Origin of the sequence: Streptomyces sp. NPDC048521 (assembly GCF_043199855.1) — a bacterium.
GTDB lineage: Bacteria > Actinomycetota > Actinomycetes > Streptomycetales > Streptomycetaceae > Streptomyces.
In genome coordinates this window covers 583,592-606,916 of record NZ_JBICWR010000002.1, presented here as the reverse complement: position 1 = coordinate 606,916, position 23,325 = coordinate 583,592, and the positions used below count along the sequence as shown (strand labels likewise).

At 72.8% G+C, this 23,325-nt stretch carries 17 protein-coding genes; 8 read left to right on the top strand and 9 right to left on the bottom strand.

Annotation, left to right across the window (positions count from 1 at the left end; genetic code table 11):
• Positions 1-13: 13 nt before the first annotated feature.
• Genes ACGFRF_RS07135 through ACGFRF_RS07120 form a run of 4 tightly spaced genes read left to right on the top strand, consistent with a single transcriptional unit; the run spans position 14 to position 7,509 of the window.
• Positions 14-1,639 (top strand): sugar phosphotransferase, encoded by a 1,626-nt coding sequence (locus ACGFRF_RS07135; protein WP_393737583.1) that lies wholly within the window; start codon positions 14-16, stop codon positions 1,637-1,639.
• Positions 1,636-3,399 carry a stealth family protein gene (locus tag ACGFRF_RS07130; protein ID WP_393737582.1) on the top strand — a complete coding sequence of 588 codons (1,764 nt, stop codon included), beginning with the start codon at positions 1,636-1,638 and terminating at the stop codon, positions 3,397-3,399. Before ACGFRF_RS07135 ends, ACGFRF_RS07130 begins: the two co-directional genes overlap by 4 nt.
• Positions 3,396-5,492 (top strand): glycosyltransferase family 4 protein, encoded by a 2,097-nt coding sequence (locus ACGFRF_RS07125; protein WP_393737581.1) that lies wholly within the window; start codon positions 3,396-3,398, stop codon positions 5,490-5,492. Before ACGFRF_RS07130 ends, ACGFRF_RS07125 begins: the two co-directional genes overlap by 4 nt.
• A 49-nt stretch (positions 5,493-5,541) precedes the next feature.
• On the top strand, positions 5,542-7,509 hold the full coding sequence (locus ACGFRF_RS07120) for a hypothetical protein (RefSeq protein WP_393737580.1): 1,968 nt from the start codon (positions 5,542-5,544) through the stop codon (positions 7,507-7,509).
• 71 nt (positions 7,510-7,580) lie between these two features.
• Here the strand turns inward: ACGFRF_RS07120 and ACGFRF_RS07115 are convergent, their stop codons facing one another.
• The 5 genes from ACGFRF_RS07115 to ACGFRF_RS07095 all read right to left on the bottom strand — a co-directional run bounded on the left by ACGFRF_RS07115 (position 7,581) and on the right by ACGFRF_RS07095 (position 14,237).
• Positions 7,581-9,710, bottom strand: a complete 2,130-nt coding sequence (locus ACGFRF_RS07115; RefSeq protein WP_393737579.1) for a 3-hydroxyacyl-CoA dehydrogenase NAD-binding domain-containing protein — start codon at positions 9,708-9,710, stop codon at positions 7,581-7,583.
• Positions 9,707-10,927 carry a thiolase family protein gene (locus ACGFRF_RS07110; protein WP_393737578.1) on the bottom strand — a complete coding sequence of 407 codons (1,221 nt, stop codon included), beginning with the start codon at positions 10,925-10,927 and terminating at the stop codon, positions 9,707-9,709. Before ACGFRF_RS07110 ends, ACGFRF_RS07115 begins: the two co-directional genes overlap by 4 nt.
• 264 nt (positions 10,928-11,191) lie before the next feature.
• Complete coding sequence (locus ACGFRF_RS07105) at positions 11,192-12,478, bottom strand: ribonuclease D (protein ID WP_393737577.1); 1,287 nt, start codon at positions 12,476-12,478, stop codon at positions 11,192-11,194.
• Between the two features lie 147 nt (positions 12,479-12,625).
• Positions 12,626-13,285 carry a response regulator transcription factor gene (locus ACGFRF_RS07100; protein ID WP_014675646.1) on the bottom strand — a complete coding sequence of 220 codons (660 nt, stop codon included), beginning with the start codon at positions 13,283-13,285 and terminating at the stop codon, positions 12,626-12,628.
• 280 nt (positions 13,286-13,565) lie between these two features.
• A complete protein-coding gene (locus ACGFRF_RS07095) occupies positions 13,566-14,237 on the bottom strand; it encodes a DUF3000 domain-containing protein (RefSeq protein WP_393737576.1) in 672 nt (223 codons plus the stop codon).
• A gap of 98 nt (positions 14,238-14,335) precedes the next feature.
• On the opposite strand from ACGFRF_RS07095, the gene hemE reads away from it, so the two are divergent.
• The gene (hemE, locus tag ACGFRF_RS07090) at positions 14,336-15,403 is read left to right on the top strand and encodes a uroporphyrinogen decarboxylase (protein ID WP_393737575.1); all 1,068 of its coding nucleotides are present in this window, start codon (positions 14,336-14,338) and stop codon (positions 15,401-15,403) included.
• A gap of 13 nt (positions 15,404-15,416) precedes the next feature.
• On the opposite strand, the gene ACGFRF_RS07085 is transcribed toward hemE, so the two are convergent.
• Positions 15,417-16,241, bottom strand: coding sequence for a rhomboid family intramembrane serine protease (locus tag ACGFRF_RS07085; protein ID WP_393737574.1), 825 nt, complete (start codon positions 16,239-16,241; stop codon positions 15,417-15,419).
• Between the two features lie 92 nt (positions 16,242-16,333).
• Here ACGFRF_RS07085 and ACGFRF_RS07080 point away from each other — a divergent pair, with 92 nt between their 5' ends.
• On the top strand, positions 16,334-16,621 hold the full coding sequence (locus ACGFRF_RS07080; protein WP_393737573.1) for a hypothetical protein: 288 nt from the start codon (positions 16,334-16,336) through the stop codon (positions 16,619-16,621).
• 87 nt (positions 16,622-16,708) lie between these two features.
• On the opposite strand, the gene ACGFRF_RS07075 is transcribed toward ACGFRF_RS07080, so the two are convergent.
• A complete protein-coding gene (locus tag ACGFRF_RS07075; RefSeq protein ID WP_393737572.1) occupies positions 16,709-18,109 on the bottom strand; it encodes an FAD-dependent oxidoreductase in 1,401 nt (466 codons plus the stop codon).
• Positions 18,110-18,136: 27 nt separating this feature from the next.
• On the bottom strand, positions 18,137-19,105 hold the full coding sequence (locus ACGFRF_RS07070) for a DUF4349 domain-containing protein (protein ID WP_393737571.1): 969 nt from the start codon (positions 19,103-19,105) through the stop codon (positions 18,137-18,139).
• Between the two features lie 180 nt (positions 19,106-19,285).
• Between ACGFRF_RS07070 and hemG the strand changes: the two genes are divergently transcribed.
• Both hemG and hemQ read left to right on the top strand, forming a co-directional pair.
• Positions 19,286-20,818 (top strand): protoporphyrinogen oxidase, encoded by a 1,533-nt coding sequence (gene hemG, locus ACGFRF_RS07065; protein ID WP_393737570.1) that lies wholly within the window; start codon positions 19,286-19,288, stop codon positions 20,816-20,818.
• A gap of 5 nt (positions 20,819-20,823) precedes the next feature.
• A complete protein-coding gene (gene hemQ / locus ACGFRF_RS07060; protein ID WP_393737569.1) occupies positions 20,824-21,555 on the top strand; it encodes a hydrogen peroxide-dependent heme synthase in 732 nt (243 codons plus the stop codon).
• 29 nt (positions 21,556-21,584) lie between these two features.
• Here the strand turns inward: hemQ and ACGFRF_RS07055 are convergent, their stop codons facing one another.
• The gene (locus ACGFRF_RS07055) at positions 21,585-23,243 is read right to left on the bottom strand and encodes an alpha/beta hydrolase (RefSeq protein WP_393737568.1); all 1,659 of its coding nucleotides are present in this window, start codon (positions 23,241-23,243) and stop codon (positions 21,585-21,587) included.
• Positions 23,244-23,325 lie beyond the last annotated feature (82 nt).

Here is a 23,325-nt window from a genome sequence, read left to right as displayed (position 1 = left end):
CGGAGTTCATGACGTGCCGGACCCGACGTCCATGAGCTCCGCGGTCAACGTCTACAAACGACTCGTCCCCCAGCCGGTGCGCACCGCCGCCGCGACCACGGTCCCCGTGGGCGTGCGGCGCAAGGTCAAGCGCCGGCTCGCCCGCACCCTCAGCCGCCGCGAGGCCCGGCTGCACCGCAAGGCCCTGCGCCGGGTGCGCCGGGCCGGCCTCGGCCGGTCCGAGCGCCGCGTCAAGGCGCCCGACGGCCGGATCGGACACGTCCACACCGGCCTGACCGCCGATCTGGCCCGCCGGCTCGACCACGATCTGGTCACCCACGCGCTGGACGCCGCCGACATCCCCTGGTTCGCGGTCCCGGCCCTCGACGACCGGCGGATCAGCCTGGCCGTCGACCACAAGGACAAGGGCGCGGTCCGCCGCGTCCTGCGCGCGCTGCTGGAGGAACACACCGGTTACGTCGTCTCGGTGTCACCGGCCCAGAACGACACCAAGGACATCCCGGGCAGCCATGTGAAGGCGTGGAAGCACTACGCCAAGGCCAAGGTGATCCGCCTGACCTGGCTGCGCACCGAACCCACCGAGAACCTCTGGGTGGGCGAGGACCAGGGCATCGAGATCGAGTTCTGGACCGCCAACACCGACCTGCCCACGGAACGGCTGATCGGCCCGCGTCCCAACCGGGTCCAGCGCGCGGTGCCCAGCGACGCGCCCGGCATCGAGATCGGCCTGGACCGGCTGTCCGGCTACTGCGACATCGACGGCGACCTGGAGCCGACGATCACGCTGGAGAACTTCGACGTCGTACGGCTGGAGGAGATCACCTTCCCGGTGGACGCCGTCCTGCTGTGGCGGCACCGCACACCGTGGGGCGAGGAACTGCTGCGCGCCGCGCTGCGCTCCCTGCACCAGTACGCGCCCTGGGTGGACGTCGTCCATGTCGTCGCCGAGGAGGAACCGCCGGCCTGGCTGCGGGCCGGCGACGGGCTCAGCGTGGTGCGCGCGCGGCCCGGCGCCGAGTGGTACCTGCACCAGCTGCCGGACCTCGCCCAGCAGTTCCTGCTGCTGCGCCCCGGCGCCCTGCTCGGCCGGCCGGTCCGTCCCTTCGACTACTTCACCCCGAACGGCACGACCCGGCCCCGGCGCGGCCCCTGGAACGCCGAGGAGTCCTTCGCCCCCTGGACCCGCAGCGCGTACGCGGCCACCGGCCGGGTCGCCGCCCACGGTTACGCGCACGGCCCCCAGCCGCACCGCGCAGAGGCGTTCGCCCGGCTGGCCGAGTCCGGCGTCGAACCGCTGCCCCTGGAGGACGGGCAGCGGCTGCCCGCCGTACCCGGCACCCACTCGCTGGACGGCGTGGTCCACCACGTCTGGCACACCGCCGGCCTCGCCGACCCCTCCGGCGAGGCGTCCGTGGCCCTGCACGCCGCGCTCCCCGGCATCGGCACCCACCTGGACCGGCTGCTGGTACGCCGCGACATCCAGCAGATCCAGTTCTTCGGACTGGGCACCGCCGAGGCGAGCGCCCGCGGCGGCACCAAGACCGTGGTGCGCTTCCTGCACCGCTACTTCCCGGTTCCCAGCGTCTTCGAGGGCGACCGGCCCTCCGGCCGGCTCGACGGGGCGGGCAGCCAGTCGTGAGCATGGGCAACCCCGAGGCGTCCGCCGCGGTCGGCGCGTACCGGATCCTGGTACCCGCGGGCCTCAGACGCCGTGTCGCACGCCGGGTGCCGCTGCGGCTGCGCATGGCGCTCAAGCAACTGCTGCGCCGGCTGCACACCGTCAACCTGGGTGCCCGCCTGCTGCGCGGCGCACGGGCCCGCCGCCGCTGGCCGCACCTGTTCGGCGCCGGCGAGCGGCTGGCCGCGCTCGCCGGGCACGGCGCCCGGATCGCCCTGGTCCGGCCGACCGTGTCGCCGCTCGGCCTGCGCGAGGCCAACCTCGAACTCGTCGTCACCGCCCTGGAGGAGGCCGGCGTCGACTACTTCGCCGTGCGCGGCGCCTCCGACTTCCGCTCCTGCCTCGCCGTCGCCGAGGCCGACCGCGACCGGGTCGGCCAGGTGCTCGAGCGCTGCGCCGACCGCAGCCCCTTGTATCTGCGGGCCTGCCGAGGCGATGCCGCGCAGGGCCGCACCGTGCTGGCCGGCTCGCGCGGTGGCCGGCAGCTGGCCCACCAGGCGGCCGTGCTGCGGGTCGGCATGGTGTGGAGCGACCCGGCCGGCTCCCTGGTCCTCGGCCTGGAACACGGCTGCGACCTCGAGTTCTGGCGGCCCGAGGACGGCCGTCTGCTCGCCCCGCGGCCCAACCGCGTCACCGAGGACGTCGCCCTCGACGAGCCCCGCGTCACCGTTCCCGTCAGCCGGCTCACCGGCTTCGCCGCCCTGCACACCCGTCGTACCCGCTCGGTGCGCACCATCCGGCCGTGCGCCGACCCCCTGCCCGAGGACGTGCGGTTCCCCGTGGACGTCGTCTACACCTGGGTCGACGGCAGTGACCCGGACTGGCAGCGGCGGCGCGGCGCCTACGGCGTGGCCGGCTACCACTCCGAGTCCGCGAACGCCGCCCGCTACATCAGCCGCGACGAACTGCGCTACTCCCTGCGCGCACTGGAGCAGAACGCCCCCTGGGTGCGCCACGTCTACCTGGTGACGGACCGTCAGCGCCCGGCCTGGCTCAACGAGGGTCATCCGCGCATCACCGTCGTCGACCACTCGGAGATCTTCGACGACCCGGCCGCGCTGCCCACCTTCAACTCGCACGCCATCGAAAGCCGCCTGCACCACATCAAGGGGCTGTCCGAGCACTTCCTCTACTTCAACGACGACATGTTCCTGGGCAGCCCCGTCACCCCGCAGGACTTCTTCCTGTCCAACGGCATGACCCGCACCTTCTTCTCGCCGTCCCAGGTGCCCCGGTGGGACCCGAGCCCCGTGGACCGCCCGGTCGACGCGGCCGGCAAGAACAACCGGCGCCTGCTGCAGGACCACTTCGGCACCGCCATCGTGCAGAAGCTGCGGCACGCCCCGTACGCGCTGCGCCGCAGCGTGCTGGCGGAGATCGAACGCGAGTTCGCCGCCGAGCACCGGCAGACCTCGCACAGCCGGTTCCGCAGCGCCAGCGACATCTCCATCCCGTCCTCGCTGTACCACTACTACGCCTACTTCACCGGCCGCGCCGTGCCCTCCCACATCACCTTCGCCTACCTCGACCTGGCCAAGCCGGAGATCCAGCGCCGGCTCGGCATCCTGCTGGCCCGCCGCGACCGGCAGGCGTTCTGCATCAACGACACCCTCTCCGACGGCCATGACGTCGAGCGCCAGACGGCGATGCTGAGCCGGTTCCTGCGGGCGTACTACCCCGTGCCGTCCCCCTTCGAGCGGAAGGAGAGTGAGGTCCGTTGAAGATCTCCTTCCTGATCAACAACATCTACGGCATCGGCGGCACCAACCGCACGGTCATCAACCTCGCCGAGGCCCTCGCCGTCCACCACGAGGTGGAGATCGTCTCGGTCTTCCGGCGTGCGACGGCCACCAAGTTCGAGATCTCGCCGCGCGTCACCGTCCGCGCCCTGGTCGACCTGCGCCCGGGCTCCGCCGACCGGGGCGCCGCCGGCAGCGCCGAACCCAGCGAAGTGGTGCCGCGCCAGGAGGAGTTCTACGCCCAGTACAGCAGGTTCACCGACGGACGCATCATCCGCGAACTGCAGCGGACCTCCGCCGACGTGGTGGTCGGCACCCGCCCCAGCCTCAACCTCTTCGTCGCCGCCCACACCCGCGACGGCGCCCTGCGCGTGGCCCAGGAGCACATGACCCACCTGGCCATCCCGCCGGCGGTGCGCGCGGAGATGGCCCGGGTCTACCCGCGCCTCGACGCCATCACGACGGTCACCGAGGCCGACGCCCGCTCCTTCATGGAGAACACACCGATCCCCGGCATCCCCGTGGTCGGCATCCCCAACAGCGTGCCCGAGCCGTCCGTCGAGCCCTCCGACTGCTCCCGCAAGGTCGTCGTCAGCGCGGGCCGCATGCACCACATCAAGCGGTACGACCTGCTGATCCGCGCCTTCGGCCGACTGGCCGAGGAGTTCCCCGACTGGCAGCTGCGCATCTACGGCGACGGCGGCGAGGCCGGCAAGCTGCGCGCCCTGGTCACCGAACTCGGCCTGACCGGACAGGCGTTGCTCATGGGCGGCTTCTCGCCCATCGAGTCCGAGTGGGCCAAGGGCTCCATCGCGGCCGTCACCTCCAGCGCCGAGTCGTTCGGCATGACGCTGGTCGAGGCGATGCGCTGCGGCCTGCCCGTGGTCTCCACCGACTGCCCCGTCGGCCCCCGGGAGATCCTGCGCGACGGCGAGGACGGCTTCCTCGTGCCCAACGGCGACGTCGAGTCGATCGCCTGGGGGCTGCGCCGCCTCATGGCCGACGAACCGCTGCGCCGCACCATGGGCGCCGCCGCCCTGCGCAACGCCACCCGCTACGACCCGGCGGCCGTGGCCGGCCGCTACGTCGAGCTGTTCGAGGACGCCGCCCGCCGCCGCGCCGCCGCCGAGCGGGGCTACCGTGCCCCCGCCGCCGTGCGGAAGACCGGCGGCGACCAGCCGACCGTGCCCCCGGCCGCGATCGGCGCGGCCACCGTCGACGTCACCGCCGACGACGCCGGCTGGCTGCGGTTCAGCGCCGACGGCCCCGCCGAGGGCCGCCGCCGCTGGCAGTTCGTGCTGCGCCACAAGCCCGCCGACGGCGACCGCCGCCCCGACGTCCCGCTGCGCACCTCCCGCAAGGACCTGGACAACGGCGGCACCCGCTACACCGCCGTCGTCACCCCGTCGGCCCTCGACGACCTCGGCGACGGACGCTGGCAGGTCACCATGGCCTCCGCCAAGTCCTCGCCCGTGCACATGAAGGCCGGTGTCCGCGACACCCGCGCCCTCATCGACGCCCGCGCCCGCCTGGTCGCCCGCCCCCCGGCCGGCCCGGTCGGCTGGAACCTGCCCTACGCCCAGCCCAACGGCCGGCTGATGCTGCGCACCGTGCTGCGCGAGGAACACGCCGAGTGCACCGGCGTGGAGGTGGGCGACGGCGCCGTCCGCCTGCGCGGCGTGCTGTGCGGCGGGCGGCGGATCGAACCCGGCGCGCTGTTCATCGTCAGCCGGCGCGGCCGGCACGGCCGGACCTTCTCGGTGCCCGTCGAGGTCCTCGGCCGCCAGTCCTTCCGGGCCGAGGCCCCGTTGCGCCGGGTCGTCGACCACCGCCTGGAGCGCTGGGAGGACTGGGACTGGTGGCTCCAGCCCGACCCGTTCGACCGCCGCAAGGTGCGAGTCTGCCACCTGCTGGAGGACTTCCCCGACGTCAAGGGCGCCTACGTCTACCCCTCGGTGCCGCTGGTGGGCGACGAGACCTCCCCGTACGCCGTGGTCCACCCGGCCCGCCCGGTGTGGGTACGGCCCTACTGCTCGGCCTCCGGAGCCATGGCGATGAACGTCGTGGACCGATGAGCCCGCGCACCCCGACGACCCTGGTGAACACGATGCCCGAGGAGGGCCGATGACCACGACCACCCGCTCGATCCTCCACATCGTCGCTCACCAGGACGACGATCTGTACTTCATGAACCCGGACCTGGTGCGCTCGCTGCAGGACGGGGACCGGATCACCACGGTGATCGTCACCGCGGGAGAGGCCGACGGCATCAACGTCGACACCAACGAGCCCCAACGTGCCGCGGTGCCGCCCGACTTCGCCCGCTACAGCACCGAGCGCGGCTGCGGGCTGCGCTCGGCGTACGCCCGTATGGCCACCGGGAACCGTGACCACCCCTGGCGGCGCGAACCCGTGGACCTCGTACCGGGGTTCGCCGCGGAGCGGTTCACCCTCGTCGACCACGACTCCGTGTGCCTGTACTTCCTCCAGCTGCACATGGGCGCCCCCACCGAGCGCGGCACCCGTACCCGGCTGCACGAGCTGTGGGAGGGCGCCCTGCGCACCCAGGCCACGCTGCCGGTGCACGGCTGCACCGTCGGCGAGGTCCAGCACATCAGCCGGGAGCAGGTGATCAACGCCCTGGTCGCGCTGCTCGGGCATGTCCGCCCCACGACGGTGCGCACCATGGACCCCGACCCGGAACACGACGGCGGCCGCACCGAGTACGTCTGCTCCGACCACGTCGACCACACCACCACCACGCAGTTCGCGCTGGCCGCCCTGGCCCGCCACCGGGAGGAGGGCCACAACCCGGTCGTCGAGCACTACCGCGCGTACGCCAACCGGTTCTGGGGCTACAACCTCGACTCCGCCGCCGTCGCGGAGAAGGCCGAGTACCTGGCCACCTACAGCGGGCTCGACGCCCCCACGGTCTGCCCGCACGGCACCTGCCAGACCTGTGGCGACCGGCAACTGGGCCCGAACCCGTACCGCAGCACGCACATGATGAGCGCCGCCTACCGCTACTCGCCCACCACCGACTGGCTGCGCCTCGGGCCGGGCGGACGGCTCAACGCCTTCGCGGTGCTGAGCGGCCGGCTCGCGTTCTGGACGGAGACCGCACCGGCCGGCGGCGAGTGGAAGGGCCCGTACGTCCTCGGCGACGGCTGGATCGGGCCGACCCTCGCCGTGGCCGGACTGCCCGGCGGTCCGGCCGAACTCGTCGGCCTGCGCCGCCAGCACGTGGTCGGCGGCGGGGTGACCGTGGACGTCGTGCACACCGTCCAGGACCCCGGCGGCAACGGGTTCAGCGGCTGGCAGACCCTGGAGAACCCCGACTGGGTGCACGGCGACGGACGCCGGCAGCGTGAGCTGGGCGTGCCGTCCGCCGCGGTCGACGCGGCCGGCCGGCTCTACGTCTTCGTCCGCACCTTCGAGCAGGGCATCAGCCTGCGCCGTCGCGACACCGACGGCACCTGGGGGCCGTGGCAGGACCTCGGCGGCACCTTCGTCCAGGACGCGGGCACCGCCCTGACCACCGAACGCGGCACCGTGGAGCTGTACGTGCCCGGCAAGAACTCGGTGTGGCGCTGGCACCAGGCCGAACCCGGCGGACCGTTCCTCCTCGACGAGACCCTGCAGACGGGCCGGCCGGCCACCGGCGGGATCACCGCCGTCGACTCCGGTGCCGGCCGCACCTGCCTGTACTTCCGGGAGGCCGGCACCCAGCAGGTCATGGCCTACCGCCAGCACGCCGACGGCCGTTGGCCCGGATCCGGTGCCGGGCTCGGCGGTCACGGCGGCACCGGAGCGGTCGCCGCGCTGTGGGCGCCGGAACGCGGCGCCCGCGAGGCCTTCCTGGCCCATCGCGGCAGCCGCGGCCGGCTCGTGGTCTCCCTGCCCGACCGGGACAGGAAGGTCTCCGGCACGCACTGGCACGAGTCGGGCGAGATGTTCGCCCACGCCCCCGCGATGGCGTACGACGCGACGGGCGCGCTGGTCGTCGCCGTCATCGGCACGGACGGCCGGCTGCACGTCCGCCGGCAGCTGTCCCCGGCGGTGGGCAGCCCGCTGGGCCCCTGGCGTTCCTGACCGGCACGGGCGACGAAAGAAGGAGGGCCTCCGCCCGAGTGGCGGAGGCCCTCCTCACATCCCTACGACCGTCACGCCGGGACCGACGCCACGCCCGGAGCCAGGAACCGCTTGCCGTTCACGCGCTCCGAGACACCCTCGCGGTCCAGGTACGGCGTGATGCCGCCCAGGTGGAAGGGCCAGCCGGCGCCCGTGATCAGGCACAGGTCGATGTCCTGGGCCTCGGCGACGACACCCTCGTCGAGCATGAGCCCGATCTCCTGCGCCACCGCGTCGAGCACGCGAGCCCGCACCTGCTCCTCGGTCAGGACGACATCGCCCTGCTTCAGCAGCGCGGCGACCTCCGGGTCCAGCTCCGGCTTGCCGCTGTCGTAGACGTAGAAGCCGCGCTTGCCCGCCTCGACGACCGCCTTGAGGTTGGGGGAGACCGTGAAGCGGTCCGGGAACGCGCCGTGCAGCGTCTCGGAGACGTGCAGGCCGATCGCCGGGCCGACCAGCTCCAGCAGCACCAGCGGGGACATCGGCAGACCGAGCGGCTCGACGGCCTTCTCGGCGACCTCGACGGGGGTGCCCTCGTCGATGACGTTCTGGATCTCGCCCATGAAGCGGGTCAGGATGCGGTTCACGACGAACGCCGGGGCGTCCTTGACCAGCACCGCGGTCTTCTTCAGCTTCTTGGCGACGGCGAACGCGGTCGCCAGGGACGCGTCGTCGGTCTTCTCGCCGCGGACGATCTCCAGCAGCGGGAGGACGGCCACCGGGTTGAAGAAGTGGAAGCCCACGACGCGCTCGGGGTTCTTGAGCTTCGAGGCCATCTCCGTCACCGACAGGGACGAGGTGTTGGTGGCGAGGATCGCGTGCGCCGGGGCGACCGCCTCTACCTCCGCGAACACCTGCTGCTTGACGCCGATCTCCTCGAAGACCGCCTCGATGATGAAGTCGGCGTCCGAGAAGCCCTCGGCCTTGTCCAGGACGCCGGTCACCAGCGCCTTGAGGCGGTTGGCCTTGTCCTGGTTGATGCGGCCCTTGCCGAGCAGCTTCTCGATCTCGGCGTGGACGTAGCCCACACCCTTGTCGACGCGCTCCTGGTCGATGTCGGTCAGCACGACCGGCACCTCGAGGCGGCGCAGGAAGAGCAGGGCGAGCTGCGAGGCCATCAGACCGGCGCCGACGACGCCGACCTTGGTGACCGGGCGGGCCAGGTTCTTGTCCGGGGCGCCGGCGGGACGCTTGCCGCGCTTCTGGACGAGGTTGAACGCGTAGATGCCGGAGCGCAGCTCGCCACCCATGATCAGGTCGGCGAGGGCCTGGTCCTCGGCGTCGTAGCCCTGCTGGAGGTCGCCGTTCTTGGCGGCGGCGATGATGTCCAGGGCGCGGTAGGCGGCCGGGGCCGCCCCGTGCACCTTGGAGTCCGCGATGAACCGGCCCTTGGCGACGGCCTGGTCCCAGGCCTCGCCGCGGTCGATCACCGGGCGCTCGACCTCGATGTCGCCCTTGAGCACCTGGGCGGTCCAGATCAGCGACTGCTCCAGGAAGTCGGCGCCCTCGAACAGGGCGTCGGCGATGCCCAGCTCGAAGACCTGCTTGCCCTTGAGCTGCTTGTTCTGGTTCAGGGAGTTCTCGATGATGACCGAGACGGCCTTGTCGGCGCCGATCAGGTTCGGCAGCAGCGTGCAGCCGCCCCAGCCGGGGACGAGACCGAGGAAGACCTCGGGCAGCGAGAACGCCGGGATCGCCTTGGAGACGGTCCGGTAGGTGCAGTGCAGACCGACCTCGACGCCGCCGCCCATGGCCGCGCCGTTGTAGTAGGCGAAGGTCGGGACCGCGAGGCCGGCGAGGCGCTTGAAGACCTCGTGGCCGCCCTTGCCGATGGCGAGCGCGTCCTCGTGCTTCTTCAGCAGCTCGACGCCCTTGAGGTCGGCGCCGACCGCGAAGATGAACGGCTTGCCGGTGACACCGACGCCGACGATGCCGCCGTCCGCGGCCTCCTTCTCGACCTGGTCGATCGCGGTGTTGAGGTTCGCCAGCGACTGCGGTCCGAAGGTGGTCGGCTTGGTGTGGTCCAGGCCGTTGTCCAGCGTGATCAGCGCGAAGCGCCCGGCACCGAACGGCAGGTCGAAGTGCCGTACGTGCGCCTGCGTGACGACCTCGTCCGGGAACAGCTCGGCCGCGCCCTTCAGGAGTTCAGCGGTGGTGCTCACTTGTCGCCTCCGTCGAAGTGCGGGTTCTCCCAGATGACCGTCGCGCCCATGCCGAAGCCGACGCACATGGTGGTCAGGCCGTAGCGGACCTGCGGCTGCTCCTCGAACTGCCGGGCCAGCTGCGTCATCAGACGGACGCCGGAGGAGGCGAGCGGGTGACCGAAGGCGATCGCGCCGCCGTACTGGTTGACGCGCTCGTCGTCGTCCGCGATGCCGTAGTGGTCGAGGAAGGCCAGGACCTGGACGGCGAAGGCCTCGTTGATCTCGAAGAGACCGATGTCGGAGATGCTCAGCCCGGCCTGCGCGAGGGCCTTCTCCGTGGCCGGGATCGGGCCGTAGCCCATGACCTCCGGCTCCACGCCCGCGAAGGCGTAGGAGACGAGGCGCATCTTGACCGGCAGGTTGTTCTCCCGGGCGAAGTCCTCGGAGGCGATGAGCGAGGCGGTGGCGCCGTCGTTCAGACCGGCCGCGTTACCGGCGGTGACCCGGCCGTGCACGCGGAACGGCGTCTTGAGACCGGAGAGGTTCTCCAGCGTGGTGCCCGGGCGCATCGGCTCGTCGGCGGTGACCAGGCCCCAGCCCGTCTCACCGGCCTCCGCGTTCGTGCGGCGCACCGAGATCGGCACCAGGTCGGCCTGGATCTTGCCGTTGGCGTACGCCTTGGCGGCCTTCTCCTGCGAGCGCACCGCGTACTCGTCGGCGCGCAGCTTGGTGATCCGCGGGTAGCGGTCGTGCAGGTTCTCCGCGGTCATGCCCATGAACAGGGCCGACTCGTCGACCAGCTTCTCGCTGACGAAGCGCGGGTTGGGGTCCACGCCCTCGCCCATCGGGTGGCGGCCCATGTGCTCGACACCGCCGGCGATGGCGACGTCGTAGGCACCGAAGGCGACGGAACCGGCGACCGTGGTGACGGCGGTCAGGGCGCCGGCGCACATGCGGTCGATGGAGTAGCCGGGCACGGACTGCGGCAGACCGGCCAGGATGCCGGCGGTACGGCCGATGGTCAGGCCCTGGTCACCGATCTGCGTGGTCGCGGCGATGGCGACCTCGTCGATCTTCTTCGGGTCCAGACCGGGGTTGCGGCGCAGCAGCTCCCGGATCGCCTTCACGACAAGGTCGTCGGCGCGGGTCTCGTGGTAGATGCCCTTCGGGCCCGCCTTGCCGAACGGGGTGCGGACGCCGTCTACGAAGACGACGTCCCTGACGGTACGAGGCACGATGGCTCTCCTCCAGGGTGCGGGATGGCACTGCTGCGATGCGCTGAGCGCGCGCTCAGAACCCATGCTACTTATGAGTAACGTAGCTGCACAGTCCTGCCGGGGGGAGCGGCGAACGTCACACCGGCGATCAGCCACCGCGACCGCCGCGCGCGACGGTATGGCTTGATCTCGACGCACCGATGGCGCCCTGTCGAGGGCGCGGGGAACCGCGCGACCAGCCGCATCGGGCCCGCCGCCGCCGTTCGAGATGCGCTACGGCGGCTAGGCCGCGGTCCCGGCCAGTGCGGCGACCAGCACAGGCGTGACCAGCTCCACCTGCCAGGCCCGCGCACCGTACCCCGCGAGCGCGGCCCCCACGGCCTCGGCGTCCGCGGACGGCGGCTCCCAGCAGATCCGCCGCACCGTGTCCGGAGAGACCAGATTCTCCTGAGGCATGGTGAGCTGCTCGGCCAACGCCGACACCCCCGCCCGCGCCGCGGACAACCGAGCCGCGGCGGCCGGGTCCTTGTCGGCCCACGCACGCGGCGGCGGCGGCCCGGTCACCGCCTGCCCGGGCTGCGGCAGCGCCGTGTCCGGAAGGGCCTTCGCCCGGTCCACGGCCGCCTGCCACTGCTCCAGCTGCCGCCGGCCCATCCGGTGCCCGAACCCGTTGAGCGCGGCGAGGGCGTGCGCGCTGGACGGCAGGGCGAGCGCCGCCTCGACGATGGCCGCGTCGCTCAGCACCTTGCCCGGCGACACGTCCCGCCGCTGAGCGATGCGGTCCCGGGTCTGCCACAGCTCCCGTACGACGGCCAGCTGCCTGCGCCGCCGCACCTTGTGCATCCCGGACGTCCGGCGCCAGGGATCCTTACGGGGCTCGGCGGGCGGTGCCGCCGCGATCGCCTCGAACTCCTGCAGGGCCCACTCCAGCTTGCCCTGCCGGTCCAGCTCCTTCTCCAGCGCGTCCCGCAGGTCGACGAGGAGTTCCACGTCCAGGGCCGCGTAACGCAGCCACGGTTCGGGCAGTGGCCGGGTGGACCAGTCGACGGCGGAGTGGCCCTTCTCCAGGACGAAGCCGAGGACGCCCTCGACCATGGCGCCGAGGCCGACGCGCGGGAACCCGGCGAGCCGGCCGGCCAGCTCGGTGTCGAAGAGCCGGGCCGGGACCATGCCTATCTCCCGCAGGCAGGGCAGGTCCTGGGTGGCCGCGTGCAGCACCCACTCGACCCCGGACAGCGCCTCGCCGAGACCGGACAGGTCGGGGCAGGCGACGGGGTCGATCAGCGCGGTGCCGGAACCCTCGCGGCGCAGCTGCACCAGGTAGGCGCGCTGGCCGTAGCGGTAGCCGGAGGCGCGCTCGGCGTCCACGGCGACGGGGCCCGAGCCGGCCGCGAAGGCGGCGATCACCTCGGCGAGGGCGGACTCGTCGGCGATCACCGGCGGAACGCCCTCGCGGGGTTCGAGGAGTGGAGTCGGCGCCCCCATCACAGAAGATCCGGCGTCGTCCGGAGGCGTGCCTCCGTGGGTGCGCAGGGCACTGTCTGCTGCGGTGTCTTGGGCGTCGGTCACCTGTCAAGCGTATCGGTGAGTGGACGGCGCCCGTCGCCGGAACGTTCCGTCGACGGGCGCCCGAGGGTCGTAAACCAGTCAGCCCGGTGAAACCGCCGGTTCATGTGACGGAACCGGTGGTTCCCCCGAAGGGGCGATGCGCGGGGCTCAGTGGATGATGCCGGTGCGCAGGGCCACGGCCACCATGCCCGCGCGGTCACCGGTGCCGAGCTTGCGGGCGATGCGGGCCAGGTGGCTCTTGACGGTGAGGGCGGACAGGCCCATGGAGACGCCGATCGCCTTGTTCGACTGGCCTTCCGCGACCAGCCGGAGCACCTCGACCTCCCGCCCGGACAGCTCCCGGTAGCCGCCCGGGTGGCTCGGGGCACCCGGGGGGCGGCGGTGCATCCGGGCGGCGGCACCGAGGGGAGCGGCGCCGGGCCGGGCGGGCAGGCCGATGTTGGTGCGGGTGCCGGTGACGACGTAGCCCTTGACCCCTCCGGCCAGGGCGTTGCGGACCGCGCCGATGTCGTCGGCGGCGGAGAGGGCCAGCCCGTTGGGCCAGCCGGCGGCGCGGGTCTCGGACAGCAGGGTCAGGCCGGAGCCGTCGGGCAGGTGGACGTCGGCGACACAGATGTCGCGCGGGTTGCCGATGCGGGGACGAGCCTCCGCGATGGACGAGGCTTCGATGACATCGCGCACGCCGAGCGCCCACAGATGGCGCGTGACGGTGGAGCGGACGCGCGGGTCGGCCACGACCACCATGGCGGTGGGCTTGTTCGGGCGGTAGGCGACCAGGCTTGCGGGCTGCTCGAGGAGAACGGACACCAGGCCTCCTGGGTGGGGGACGGGGCCGGCTGGTGGGGAGGTAGCCGGGACGAACGTGCTTTCAAGGTCACAGTCGTCTTCGGCAGCAAACTCGTCCGCCTTTAGAGAATGATCACGATCTAGTGAGTAACAATCTGTGCAATTCGGACACGCGATCGATCATCCGAAGATCGAGTCGGTTCGAGCGAGTGCGATTCGAGTGCGGAAAGTGGCCGTATCGACAAAGAGAGGGTCAATGAGGCGTCCGTGCGGATGAACCCGTGGGAAGGCGGTGGTCAGGTCACCGCGACTGCGGGTCCCTGCGCTGCGGCAGGGTGACCACGGAGGCGTCGCCCGGACCGGCCGGCGGCAGCCCCCCGACCTGGGCCAGCAGATCGCACCAGGAGGCCAGGTGGGCGGCCGTGTCCGGCACCCCGCCGAGGCCCTCGCGGGGCGTCCAGGAGGCCCGGATCTCGATCTGCGAGGCGGCCGGCCGCTCCGCCAGCCCGCCGAAGTAGTGCGAACTCGCGCGCGTGATCGTGCCGCTCGGCTCGCCGTAGCCGAGCCCGCGCGCCTGCAGCGCTCCCGTCAGCCACGACCAGCACACCTCGGGCAGCAGCGGATCGGCCGCCATCTCCGGCTCCAGCTCCGCGCGCACCAGCGTCACCAGCCGGAACGTACCCCGCCAGGCCTCATGACCGGCCGGGTCGTGCAGCAGCACCAGCCGCCCGTCGGCCAGCTCCTGCTCGCCGTCGACCACCACGGCCTCCAGCGCGTACGCGTACGGGGCGAGCCGCTGAGGCGCGGGTGTCGGCTCCACCTCGACCTGCGGCCGCACCCGCGCGGTCCGCAGTGCGTCGACCGCGGCCCGGAACACGGGCGGCAGCCCACCGCCCGCCCGCCCCTGCGCGGTGTCCTCCGCGTCGTCCATTCCGTCAGCGCCGTCCGACAGTCGTCCCTGAGCCGCAGCCATGCGGGGAAGAGTAAGGGGAACGGGGCCCGCACGCAGGGAGGGACACCCCCGAAGGCCGGCAGCACTTCTGCGCGCGCGACCGTGCGAGACTTGCCGTCGTGAGTGCCAACGGAAGCCCCTCGGGCCAGCAGCCGACAGCAACGTACGACAGCGCCTTCCTCAAGGCGTGCAGGCGCGAAGCCGTGCCGCACACCCCCGTGTGGTTCATGCGCCAGGCCGGCCGCTCCCTTCCCGAGTACCGCAAGGTACGCGAGGGCGTCCCGATGCTCGAGTCCTGCATGCGGCCCGAGCTGGTCACCGAGATCACCCTGCAGCCGGTGCGCCGGCACAACGTGGACGCGGCGATCTACTTCAGCGACATCGTCGTCCCGCTCAAGGCCATCGGCCTCGACCTCGACATCAAGCCCGGCGTCGGCCCGGTCGTCGAGCAGCCGATCCGCACCCGCGCCGACCTGGCCCGGCTGCGCGACCTCACCCCCGAGGACGTCTCCTACGTCACCGAGGCCATCGGCCTGCTCGTCCAGGAGCTGGGCGCCACCCCGCTGATCGGTTTCGCCGGCGCGCCCTTCACCCTCGCGAGCTACCTGGTCGAGGGCGGCCCCTCCCGCACGTACGAGAACGCCAAGGCGATGATGTACGGCGACCCCGAGCTGTGGGCCGACCTGCTCGACCGCCTCGCCGACATCACGGCCGCCTTCCTGAAGGTGCAGATCGAGGCCGGCGCGAGCGCGGTCCAGCTGTTCGACTCCTGGGCGGGCGCCCTGGCCCCCGCCGACTACCGGAACTCGGTCATGCCCGCCTCGGCGAAGGTCTTCCAGGCCGTCGCCGGGTACGGCGTCCCGCGCATCCACTTCGGCGTCGGCACCGGTGAGCTGCTGGGCCTCATGGGCGAGGCCGGCGCGGACGTCGTCGGCGTCGACTGGCGCGTCCCGCTCGACGAGGCCGCGCGCCGTGTCGGTCCCGGCAAGGCGCTCCAGGGCAACCTCGACCCCACGGTCCTGTTCACCGACAAGGACACCGTCGAGACCAAGGCCCGCGAGGTGCTGGACGCGGCCGCCGGTCTGGAGGGCCACGTCTTCAACCTCGGCCATGGCGTCATGCCGAACACCGACCCGGACGCGCTGACCCGGCTCGTGGAGTACGTCCACACCGCCACCGCGCGCTGACTCGGCAGCCGACTCACCAGGTGTAGTGGGGCCGCGCCCGCCTGCCGAACAGCAGGCCGGGCGGCTCCGGCGGCGGAGGCGTGCCGGGCTTGAGCGGCCAGGCCAGCAGCATGCCCGCCACGAACCCGGCCACATGGGCCGCGTACGCCACGGTTCCGGCGCCGGAGACGCCGTGCCCGGAGGAGTACACCGCCTGGAGCCCGAACCAGAAGCCGAGCACCACCCAGGCGGGCAGCCTCAGCGGCAGGAAGACCAGGAACGGGACGAGGACCCAGACCCTCGCCTTCGGGTACAGCACCAGATAGGCGCCGAGGACCCCGGCGATCGCGCCGGACGCGCCGATCAGCGGATCGCCGGAGGAGGCGTTGAGCAGCGCGAAGCCGTAGCCGGCCGCGTAGCCGCAGACGATGTAGAAGAGGAAGTAGCGGATGTGGCCCATCCGGTCCTCGACGTTGTTGCCGAAGATCAGCAGGAAGAGCATGTTGCCCAGCAGGTGCAGCCAGCCGCCGTGCAGGAACATCGCCGTGAAGACCGACAGCGCGGGTGACTTGTCGTAGGCCGGCGGGCTCACGACACAGCCCGGGCCGTGCGGACCCAGGCCCACCTCGCCCGTGGGCACCACCCGAGGCAACTGATGGTGGATCAGCTCCTTGGGGACGGCCGCGTAGCGGTCCATGAAGGCGTGCAGATGACACAGCTGCGCCAGGTCGCTGGAGCCGGCCACGGAACCGGCTATGCCGGGCGTGGTGATGAACACGAGGACGTTGACGGCGATGAGCGCGTACGTCACCCAGGGGGTGCGGCGCACCGGGTTCACGTCATGGACGGGGATGACCACACAGAAGTAGTGCCCGCGATGCGGCGCGCGAATCGGTGAACGCCGCCGGGCGGCCGTGCGTATGTGTGGTCAACCGACGTGAGGATCAGGCGATGACGAACGCTCCGCAGGTCTCGGCGATGCATGCTCTGCCCGACGGTGAGGCCGAGCTGTCCTTGGTGGTACGGCTTCCCTGGGAGGATGTCGCGCGGCTCGGTCAGGAGGCGGGGCGGCTCGCTTCGCAGATGCAGCGGCCGGTGACGCTGGACGAGGCGGTGAGTTACCGGCTGCGCTCCGCGCGGCCGTCGGCCTCCCACGCGAAGCCCTCCGGGGAGCAGCCGCCGGCGGTGTCGTCCGGCGCAGGGGTCACCTCCCTGCCGCGGATCAGTGGGACGGCCTAGGCACGTCGCGGGCCGCTGCGGCTGGTCGCGCCACGCGGCGCAGCCGCTACCGCCCCGCGCCCCGCAGGGAGTTGCGCCGTGCCCCTCTCAGGCGGCGCTCGCGCGTACCTTCGCCGCCGCCTTTCTCGCCGCCACCAGGACCGGGTCCCACACCGGCGAGAACGGCGGCGCGTAGCCCAGGTCCAGGGCCGTCATCTGTTCCGCCGTCATCTGGGCCGTCAGGGCCACCGCCGCGATGTCGACGCGCTTGCCCGCGCCCTCCCTGCCGACGATCTGGACGCCGAGCAGCCGGCCCGTGCGGCGTTCGGCGAGCATCTTGACCGTCATGGGGGAGGCGCCGGGGTAGTAGCCGGCGCGGCTGGTCGACTCGATGGTGACCGTCTCGAACCGGAGGCCCACCCGGTGGGCGTCCTTCTCGCGCAGGCCGGTGCGGGCGATCTCCAGATCGCACACCTTGCTGACGGCCGTGCCGACGACACCGGGGAAGGTGGCGTAGCCGCCGCCCGCGTTGGTGCCGATGACCTGGCCGTGCTTGTTGGCGTGGGTGCCGAGCGGGACGTACTGCTCCTGGCCGGAGACCAGGTTCAGCACCTCCACGCAGTCGCCGCCCGCCCAGATGTTCTCGTGGCCGCGCACCCGCATCGCGAGGTCGGTGAGCAGGCCGCCGTGGGCGCCGACGGGAAGGCCGGCCGACCGGGCGAGGGCGGTCTCGGGACGCACACCGATGCCGAGGATCACCAGGTCCGCGGGGTACTCGGCGTCCTCCGTGGCCACCGCGCGGACCCGGCCGTCCTCCCCGGTGAGGAGCTTGGTGACCTCGGCGTCGTTCACCATGGTGATGCCGAGGCCCTCCATGGCCCGGTGCACCAGGCGGCCCATGTCCGGGTCGAGCGTCGACATGGGTTCCTTGCCGCGGTTGACGACCGTCACCTCGAAGCCGCGGTTGATCAGCGCTTCCGCCATCTCCACGCCGATGTAGCCGGCGCCCACGACCACCGCCTTGCGGCCACGCGTGCGTGCCAGGGTGTCGAGCAGGGCCTGGCCGTCGTCGAGGGTCTGCACGCCGTGCACACCGGGGGCGTCCGCGCCGGGCAGGTCCGGGCGGACCGGACGGGCCCCGGTGGCGATGACGAGCTTGTCGTACGACGTCCAGGACTCGGCACCGGAATCGACGTCACGCGCGCGTACCCGCTGCCCGGCCACGTCGACCTCGACGACCTCCGTGCGCAGCCGCAGGTCGATGCCGCGTTCCCGGTGCTCCTCGGGCGTACGGGCGATCAGCTGGTCCCGCTCGGGGACCTCGCCGCCCACCCAGTACGGGATGCCGCACGCCGAGAAGGAGGTGAAGTGCCCGCGTTCGAAGGCCACGATCGCCAGCTCCTCGGGTCCCTTCAGCCGGCGTGCCTGCGACGCCGCGGACATGCCCGCGGCGTCACCGCCGATCACGACCAGCCGTTGCTTCCCGCCCCGCCCATCGCTCATGCTCATGGGAACACGCTACGGTGCGCGGGCATTTCAGTCGCGCTCCGCCTCCGCGGACGACTTGGGCGCCGGGCGGGCCGACGGCAGTGGGCCCGGCGCGGTCATCGCCGGCGTGGGCCGCGGACGGCGCGGCAGCCGGGGGCGTACGCCCCGCAGCCACAGCAGCGCCAGCAGGGCCGCGAACGCGGCGAACGGCAGGGCGGCGCCGAGCGCGAGGACGATCCAGCGCAGCATCGTGACGAAGACGTGCCAGCCGCCCGCCAGCGCGTCCACGACGCCCGGTGTGTCGTCGTCGGCCGCCTTCTTCACGGGTGCCTCGGACAGCGACAGGGTGATGGTGGCCAGGCCGGTGCGGTCCTTCAGCGAGGCCTGCCGGGCCAGCAGCGCCTCCAGATCCGCCTGGCGGTCGCTCAACTCGCCCTCCAGCGCGACGACATCGCTCAGCTTGGTCGCCTGGTCCATCAGCGCGCGGATCCGGTTCACGCTGGCCCGCTGCGACCTGATCCGGCTGTCCACGTCCACGACCTGGTCGGTGACGTCCACCGCCTCGGCCGTGCGGTCGACCAACCTGCCCGTGCCCTGGAGGCCGGTGAGGACCTCGTCGTACTTCTCGGTGGGCACGCGCAGCACCACCTGGGTGTTCTCGTGGCCGTCGGCGTCCCGGCCCGTGTTCTCCTTGCCGACGTAGCCGCCCGCGTTCTCGGCGGTCGTCCGGGCCGCGGCCAGGGCCTTGGACACGTCCTCGACCTCGACGACGAGGGACGCGGTGCGGATGATCGCGTTCGGGGTGAGATCGGGTGTCCGGGGCGCGGACTTCCCCTTGTCCGCCGTGGCGCCGGACGCGCCGGCCTGCCGGGCCTCGGCGCCCACCGCGGACTTCGAGTCGCCGCCGTCGGAGTCGTTCGCGCCGCCGCACCCGGCGAGCGCGAGGGAAGCGGCGAGCAGGACCCCGGCCAGGGCCCGGACGGGCGGTGCGGAGCGTGCGGAACGTGCTGGGCGCATGGGCGGTACCCCCGATGGCTGTGACCGATGACGCTCCTTCGACGGCGGAGGCCGCCGGAACGTTGGCGACGGCCGATTCCGAAGCGGTCACGGTCCGGACTCGCGGCGGACACCGGGCCGGTGGACCGGGGGTCTCGGGCCCTGGCGGGCGTGTCGGCGGGGTCTGAGAGAGTGGGAGGCATGAGCGCAACGGGTACGAGCACGGGGCACGTCGTCGTCATCGGAGCCGGTATCGCCGGGCTGGCCGCCGCCCACCGGCTGCTGGGGCGCGGCGCGCGCGTGACCGTGCTGGAGGCCTCCGAGCGGGTCGGCGGCAAGCTGCTGCCCGGTGAGATCGCGGGCGTGCGGGTCGACCTGGGCGCCGAGTCGATGCTCGCCCGCCGCCCCGAGGCCGTGAGCCTCGCACGCGAGGCGGGCCTCGCCGAGCGGCTCCGGCCGCCGGCCACCGCCACCGCCTCGATCTGGACCCGCGGCGCCCTGCGGCCCATGCCCAAGGGCCATGTGATGGGCGTGCCCGGCACCGCCGCCGCGCTCTCCGGAGTCCTGTCCGACGAGGGCCTGGCCCGCATCGAGCGCGACGCGGCCCTGCCCCGCACGGAGGTCGGCGACGACGTGGCCGTGGGGGAGTACGTGGCGGCCCGGCTCGGCCGCGAGGTCGTCGATCGCCTGGTCGAGCCCCTGCTCGGTGGGGTGTACGCGGGCGACGCGTACCGCATCTCGATGCGCTCGGCGGTCCCGCAGCTCTTCCAGGCGGCGCGGACCCACGACTCCCTCACGGCAGCCGTCCGCGACATCCAGTCCACGGCCGCCGCCGGCCGGCAGACCGGCCCGGTCTTCATGGGCATCGAGGGCGGCGTGGGCACGCTTCCGCTCGCGGTCGCCGAGTCGGTGCGGGCGCGGGGCGGTGAGATCCTGACCGGTGCCCCGGTGACGGAACTGAGAAGGACGGGGCTGCCGGAGGCGGACGGCACGGGTGGTCCGGGCGGTGCCGGCGGCTCGCCGCTCGCGGAGCCCGCCGCGGGCCAGCCGCACCCGGTCTGGCGTGTGATCGCCGGTGACCGTGTGCTGTACGCCGACGCGGTGATCGTCGCCGTCCCCGCGCCCGCGGCCGCCGGTCTGCTGCGCGCCGAGGCCCCCGCCGCCGCGGCCGAGCTGGCCGCCGTCGAGTACGCCTCCATGGCCCTGGTCACCCTCGCCTACCGGCGAGCCGGCCTGCGGCTCCCGGAGGGCAGCGGCTTCCTGGTGCCGCCCGTCGACGGCCGCAGCATCAAGGCGTCCACCTTCGCCTCCCGGAAGTGGGGCTGGATCGCCGAGGAGGACCCCGGCGTGGTCGTGCTGCGCACCTCCGTGGGCCGCTACGGCGAGACGGCGATCCTGCAGCGGGACGACGCCGAACTCGTCGAGGTCTCCCGGCACGACCTGCGTGAGGCCACCGGCCTGGACGCCGTACCCCTGCAGGCCCGCGTCACCCGCTGGACCGACGGCCTGCCGCAGTACCCGGTCGGCCACCACGCGCGCGTGGCCCGCATCCGCGAGCACGTCGCCAAGCTGCCGGGGCTCGCGGTGTGCGGCGCGCAGTACGACGGCGTCGGCATCCCGGCGTGCGTCGCGAGCGCCTACGCGGCGGTCGACCAGCTGGCCGGCGACCCGACGGGGGTCGAGGAGCTGACGGCCAACCCGGTGCAGAGCCTGCACGGCGGAGCGGGAGAATAGGGACCATGAGTGACGACGCCCCCACCACCGAGTCCGGCAGGATCCCGAACAAGGGCAAGCTGGCCAAGGACCTCAACGAGGTCATCCGCTACACCCTCTGGTCGGTCTTCAAGCTGAAGGACGTCCTGCCCGAGGACCGCGCGGGATACGCCGACGAGGTCCAGGAGCTGTTCGACCAGCTCGCCGCCAAGGACGTGACGGTCCGCGGCACCTACGACGTCTCCGGCCTGCGCGCCGACGCCGACCTCATGATCTGGTGGCACGCCGAGACCAGCGACCAGCTGCAGGAGGCGTACAACCTCTTCCGCCGCACCAAGCTGGGCCGCGCCCTGGAGCCGGTGTGGTCGAACATGGCGCTGCACCGCCCCGCCGAGTTCAACCGCTCGCACATCCCGGCGTTCCTCGCCGACGAGACGCCGCGCAACTACGTGAGCGTCTACCCCTTCGTGCGCTCCTACGACTGGTACCTGCTGCCCGACGAGGACCGCCGCCGCATGCTCGCCGACCACGGCAAGATGGCCCGCGGCTACCCGGACGTGCGCGCCAACACGGTCGCCTCGTTCTCCCTCGGCGACTACGAGTGGGTGCTGGCCTTCGAGGCCGACGAGCTGTACCGGATCGTCGACCTCATGCGCCACCTGCGGGGCTCCGAGGCCCGCATGCACGTCCGTGAGGAGGTCCCGTTCTACACGGGCCGCCGCAAGGACATCGCGGAACTGGTGGCGGGCCTGGCCTGACGCGCCCGGTGAGCTGGTGATCGATACACCTAGCGCCCGTCGGCCTTCCCCTTGAGGGCGTCCCGCCGGGACGACCCGGCGTCCCGTCCGCCGGCGGCGACCGGCTCCGGGCGCGGCGCGCAGGACGTGTGCCGCGCCGGGAGCCGGCCCTCCAGCAGATAGGCCTCGAAGTGCGCGTTGACGCACCGGTTGGGGCCGCCGCCGATGCCGTGCGTGCCCGCGTCCCGCTCGGTCACCAGCGCCGAGCCGGCCAGCCGCCGGTTCATCTCCACCGAGCCCGCGTACGGCGCGGCCGCGTCCCGCTCGGCCGCCAGGATCAGCACCGGCGGCAGCTCACCCGGCCCGGTCCGCACGTCCATCGGCTGCTGCCGGGGCGCCGGCCAGTAGGCGCACGGCAGGTTCATCCACGCGTTGTCCCAGGTCTCGAAGGGCGCCACCCGCGCCAGCCGCGTGTTGTCGCGGTCCCACACCTTCCAGTCCGTCGGCCAGGCCGCGTCGTTGCACTCCACGGCCGTGTACACCGCCTTGCCGTTCTCCGCCTCGGCGGCCGTCCCGGCGCTCGGGGCCGCCAGCCGGATCAGCGGCTTCGGGTCACCGTGCAGGTAGGCCGACAGGGCCTCGGCGCGGCTCGGCCAGAAGTCGTCGTAGTACCCGGCCGTCAGGAACGTGTTCTGCAGCTGTCCCGGGCCGACCTTCCCGCCCGCCGCCTTCCCGGCCAGCCGCTCCCGGGCGGTGTCGTAACTGCGCTGCACCTGCTGCGGCGTGGCACCGAGCCGGTAGACGTCGTCGTGGCGGGCGATCCAGTCACGGAAGTCCGCCCAGCGCTCCTCGAACGCGGCCGACTGGTCGAGGTTGGTGCGGTACCAGATCTTCTCCGGGTCCGGGTTCACGGCGGAGTCCAGCACCATGCGCCGCACGTGCGAGGGGAACATCGCCGCGTACAGCGCGCCGAAGTAGGTGCCGTACGACGCGCCCATGAACGTCAGCCGGTCCTCGCCCAGCGCGGCCCGCAGGACGTCCAGGTCACGGGCGTTGTTGAGCGAGGTGTAGTGGCGCAGTCCGCTGCCCGAGCGCTGGGCGCAGCCACGCGCGTACGCCTTCGCCTGGGCGATGCGCTGCCGCTTGTACGCCTCCGACGGGTGCGTCGGGGACGCGGTGGGCGCCTTGAAGAACCGCTTGGGGTCCTCGCAGGACACCGGCGCCGAACGGCCCACCCCGCGCGGGGCGTAGCCGACCAGGTCGTAGGCGGCGGCGATCCGCTGCCACTCCGGGACCACGCCGATCAGCGGGAAGTACATGCTGGAGGCGCCGGGACCGCCCGGGTTGTAGACCAGGGCGCCCTGCCGGGGGACCTTCCGCTTGCTGTTGTGCGGGTCCTTGTGCGTGGCCTGGGTCCGGCTCACGGTCAGCCGGATCTGCTTTCCGTTCGGGTGGGCGTAGTCCAGCGGGACGGTCACCGTGCCGCACCGCAGACCGCTCGGCGCCTCCGGGACGTCGGCGGCGGAGCACGCACCGAAGTGGATACCGGCCGCCCGGGCGCGGGCCACGGCCACCGCGGTGCCGCGCAGCTCGGCCGCGCCGGGCACACCGGGCGCTCCGGGAACGGCGGGCGTGCCGCCGGCCGGGGCCGCGGCCAGCGTGGTCAGGAGCAAGGACCCGGCGGCCGAGTACAGGGCGGCAGCTCTCATCGCGTATCCCTTCGTTGCGCGGCGGCGATGGCACGGCTGCCACGGCCCGGCGACAACAAAAGGGATATTTCGTTCGGCCGCC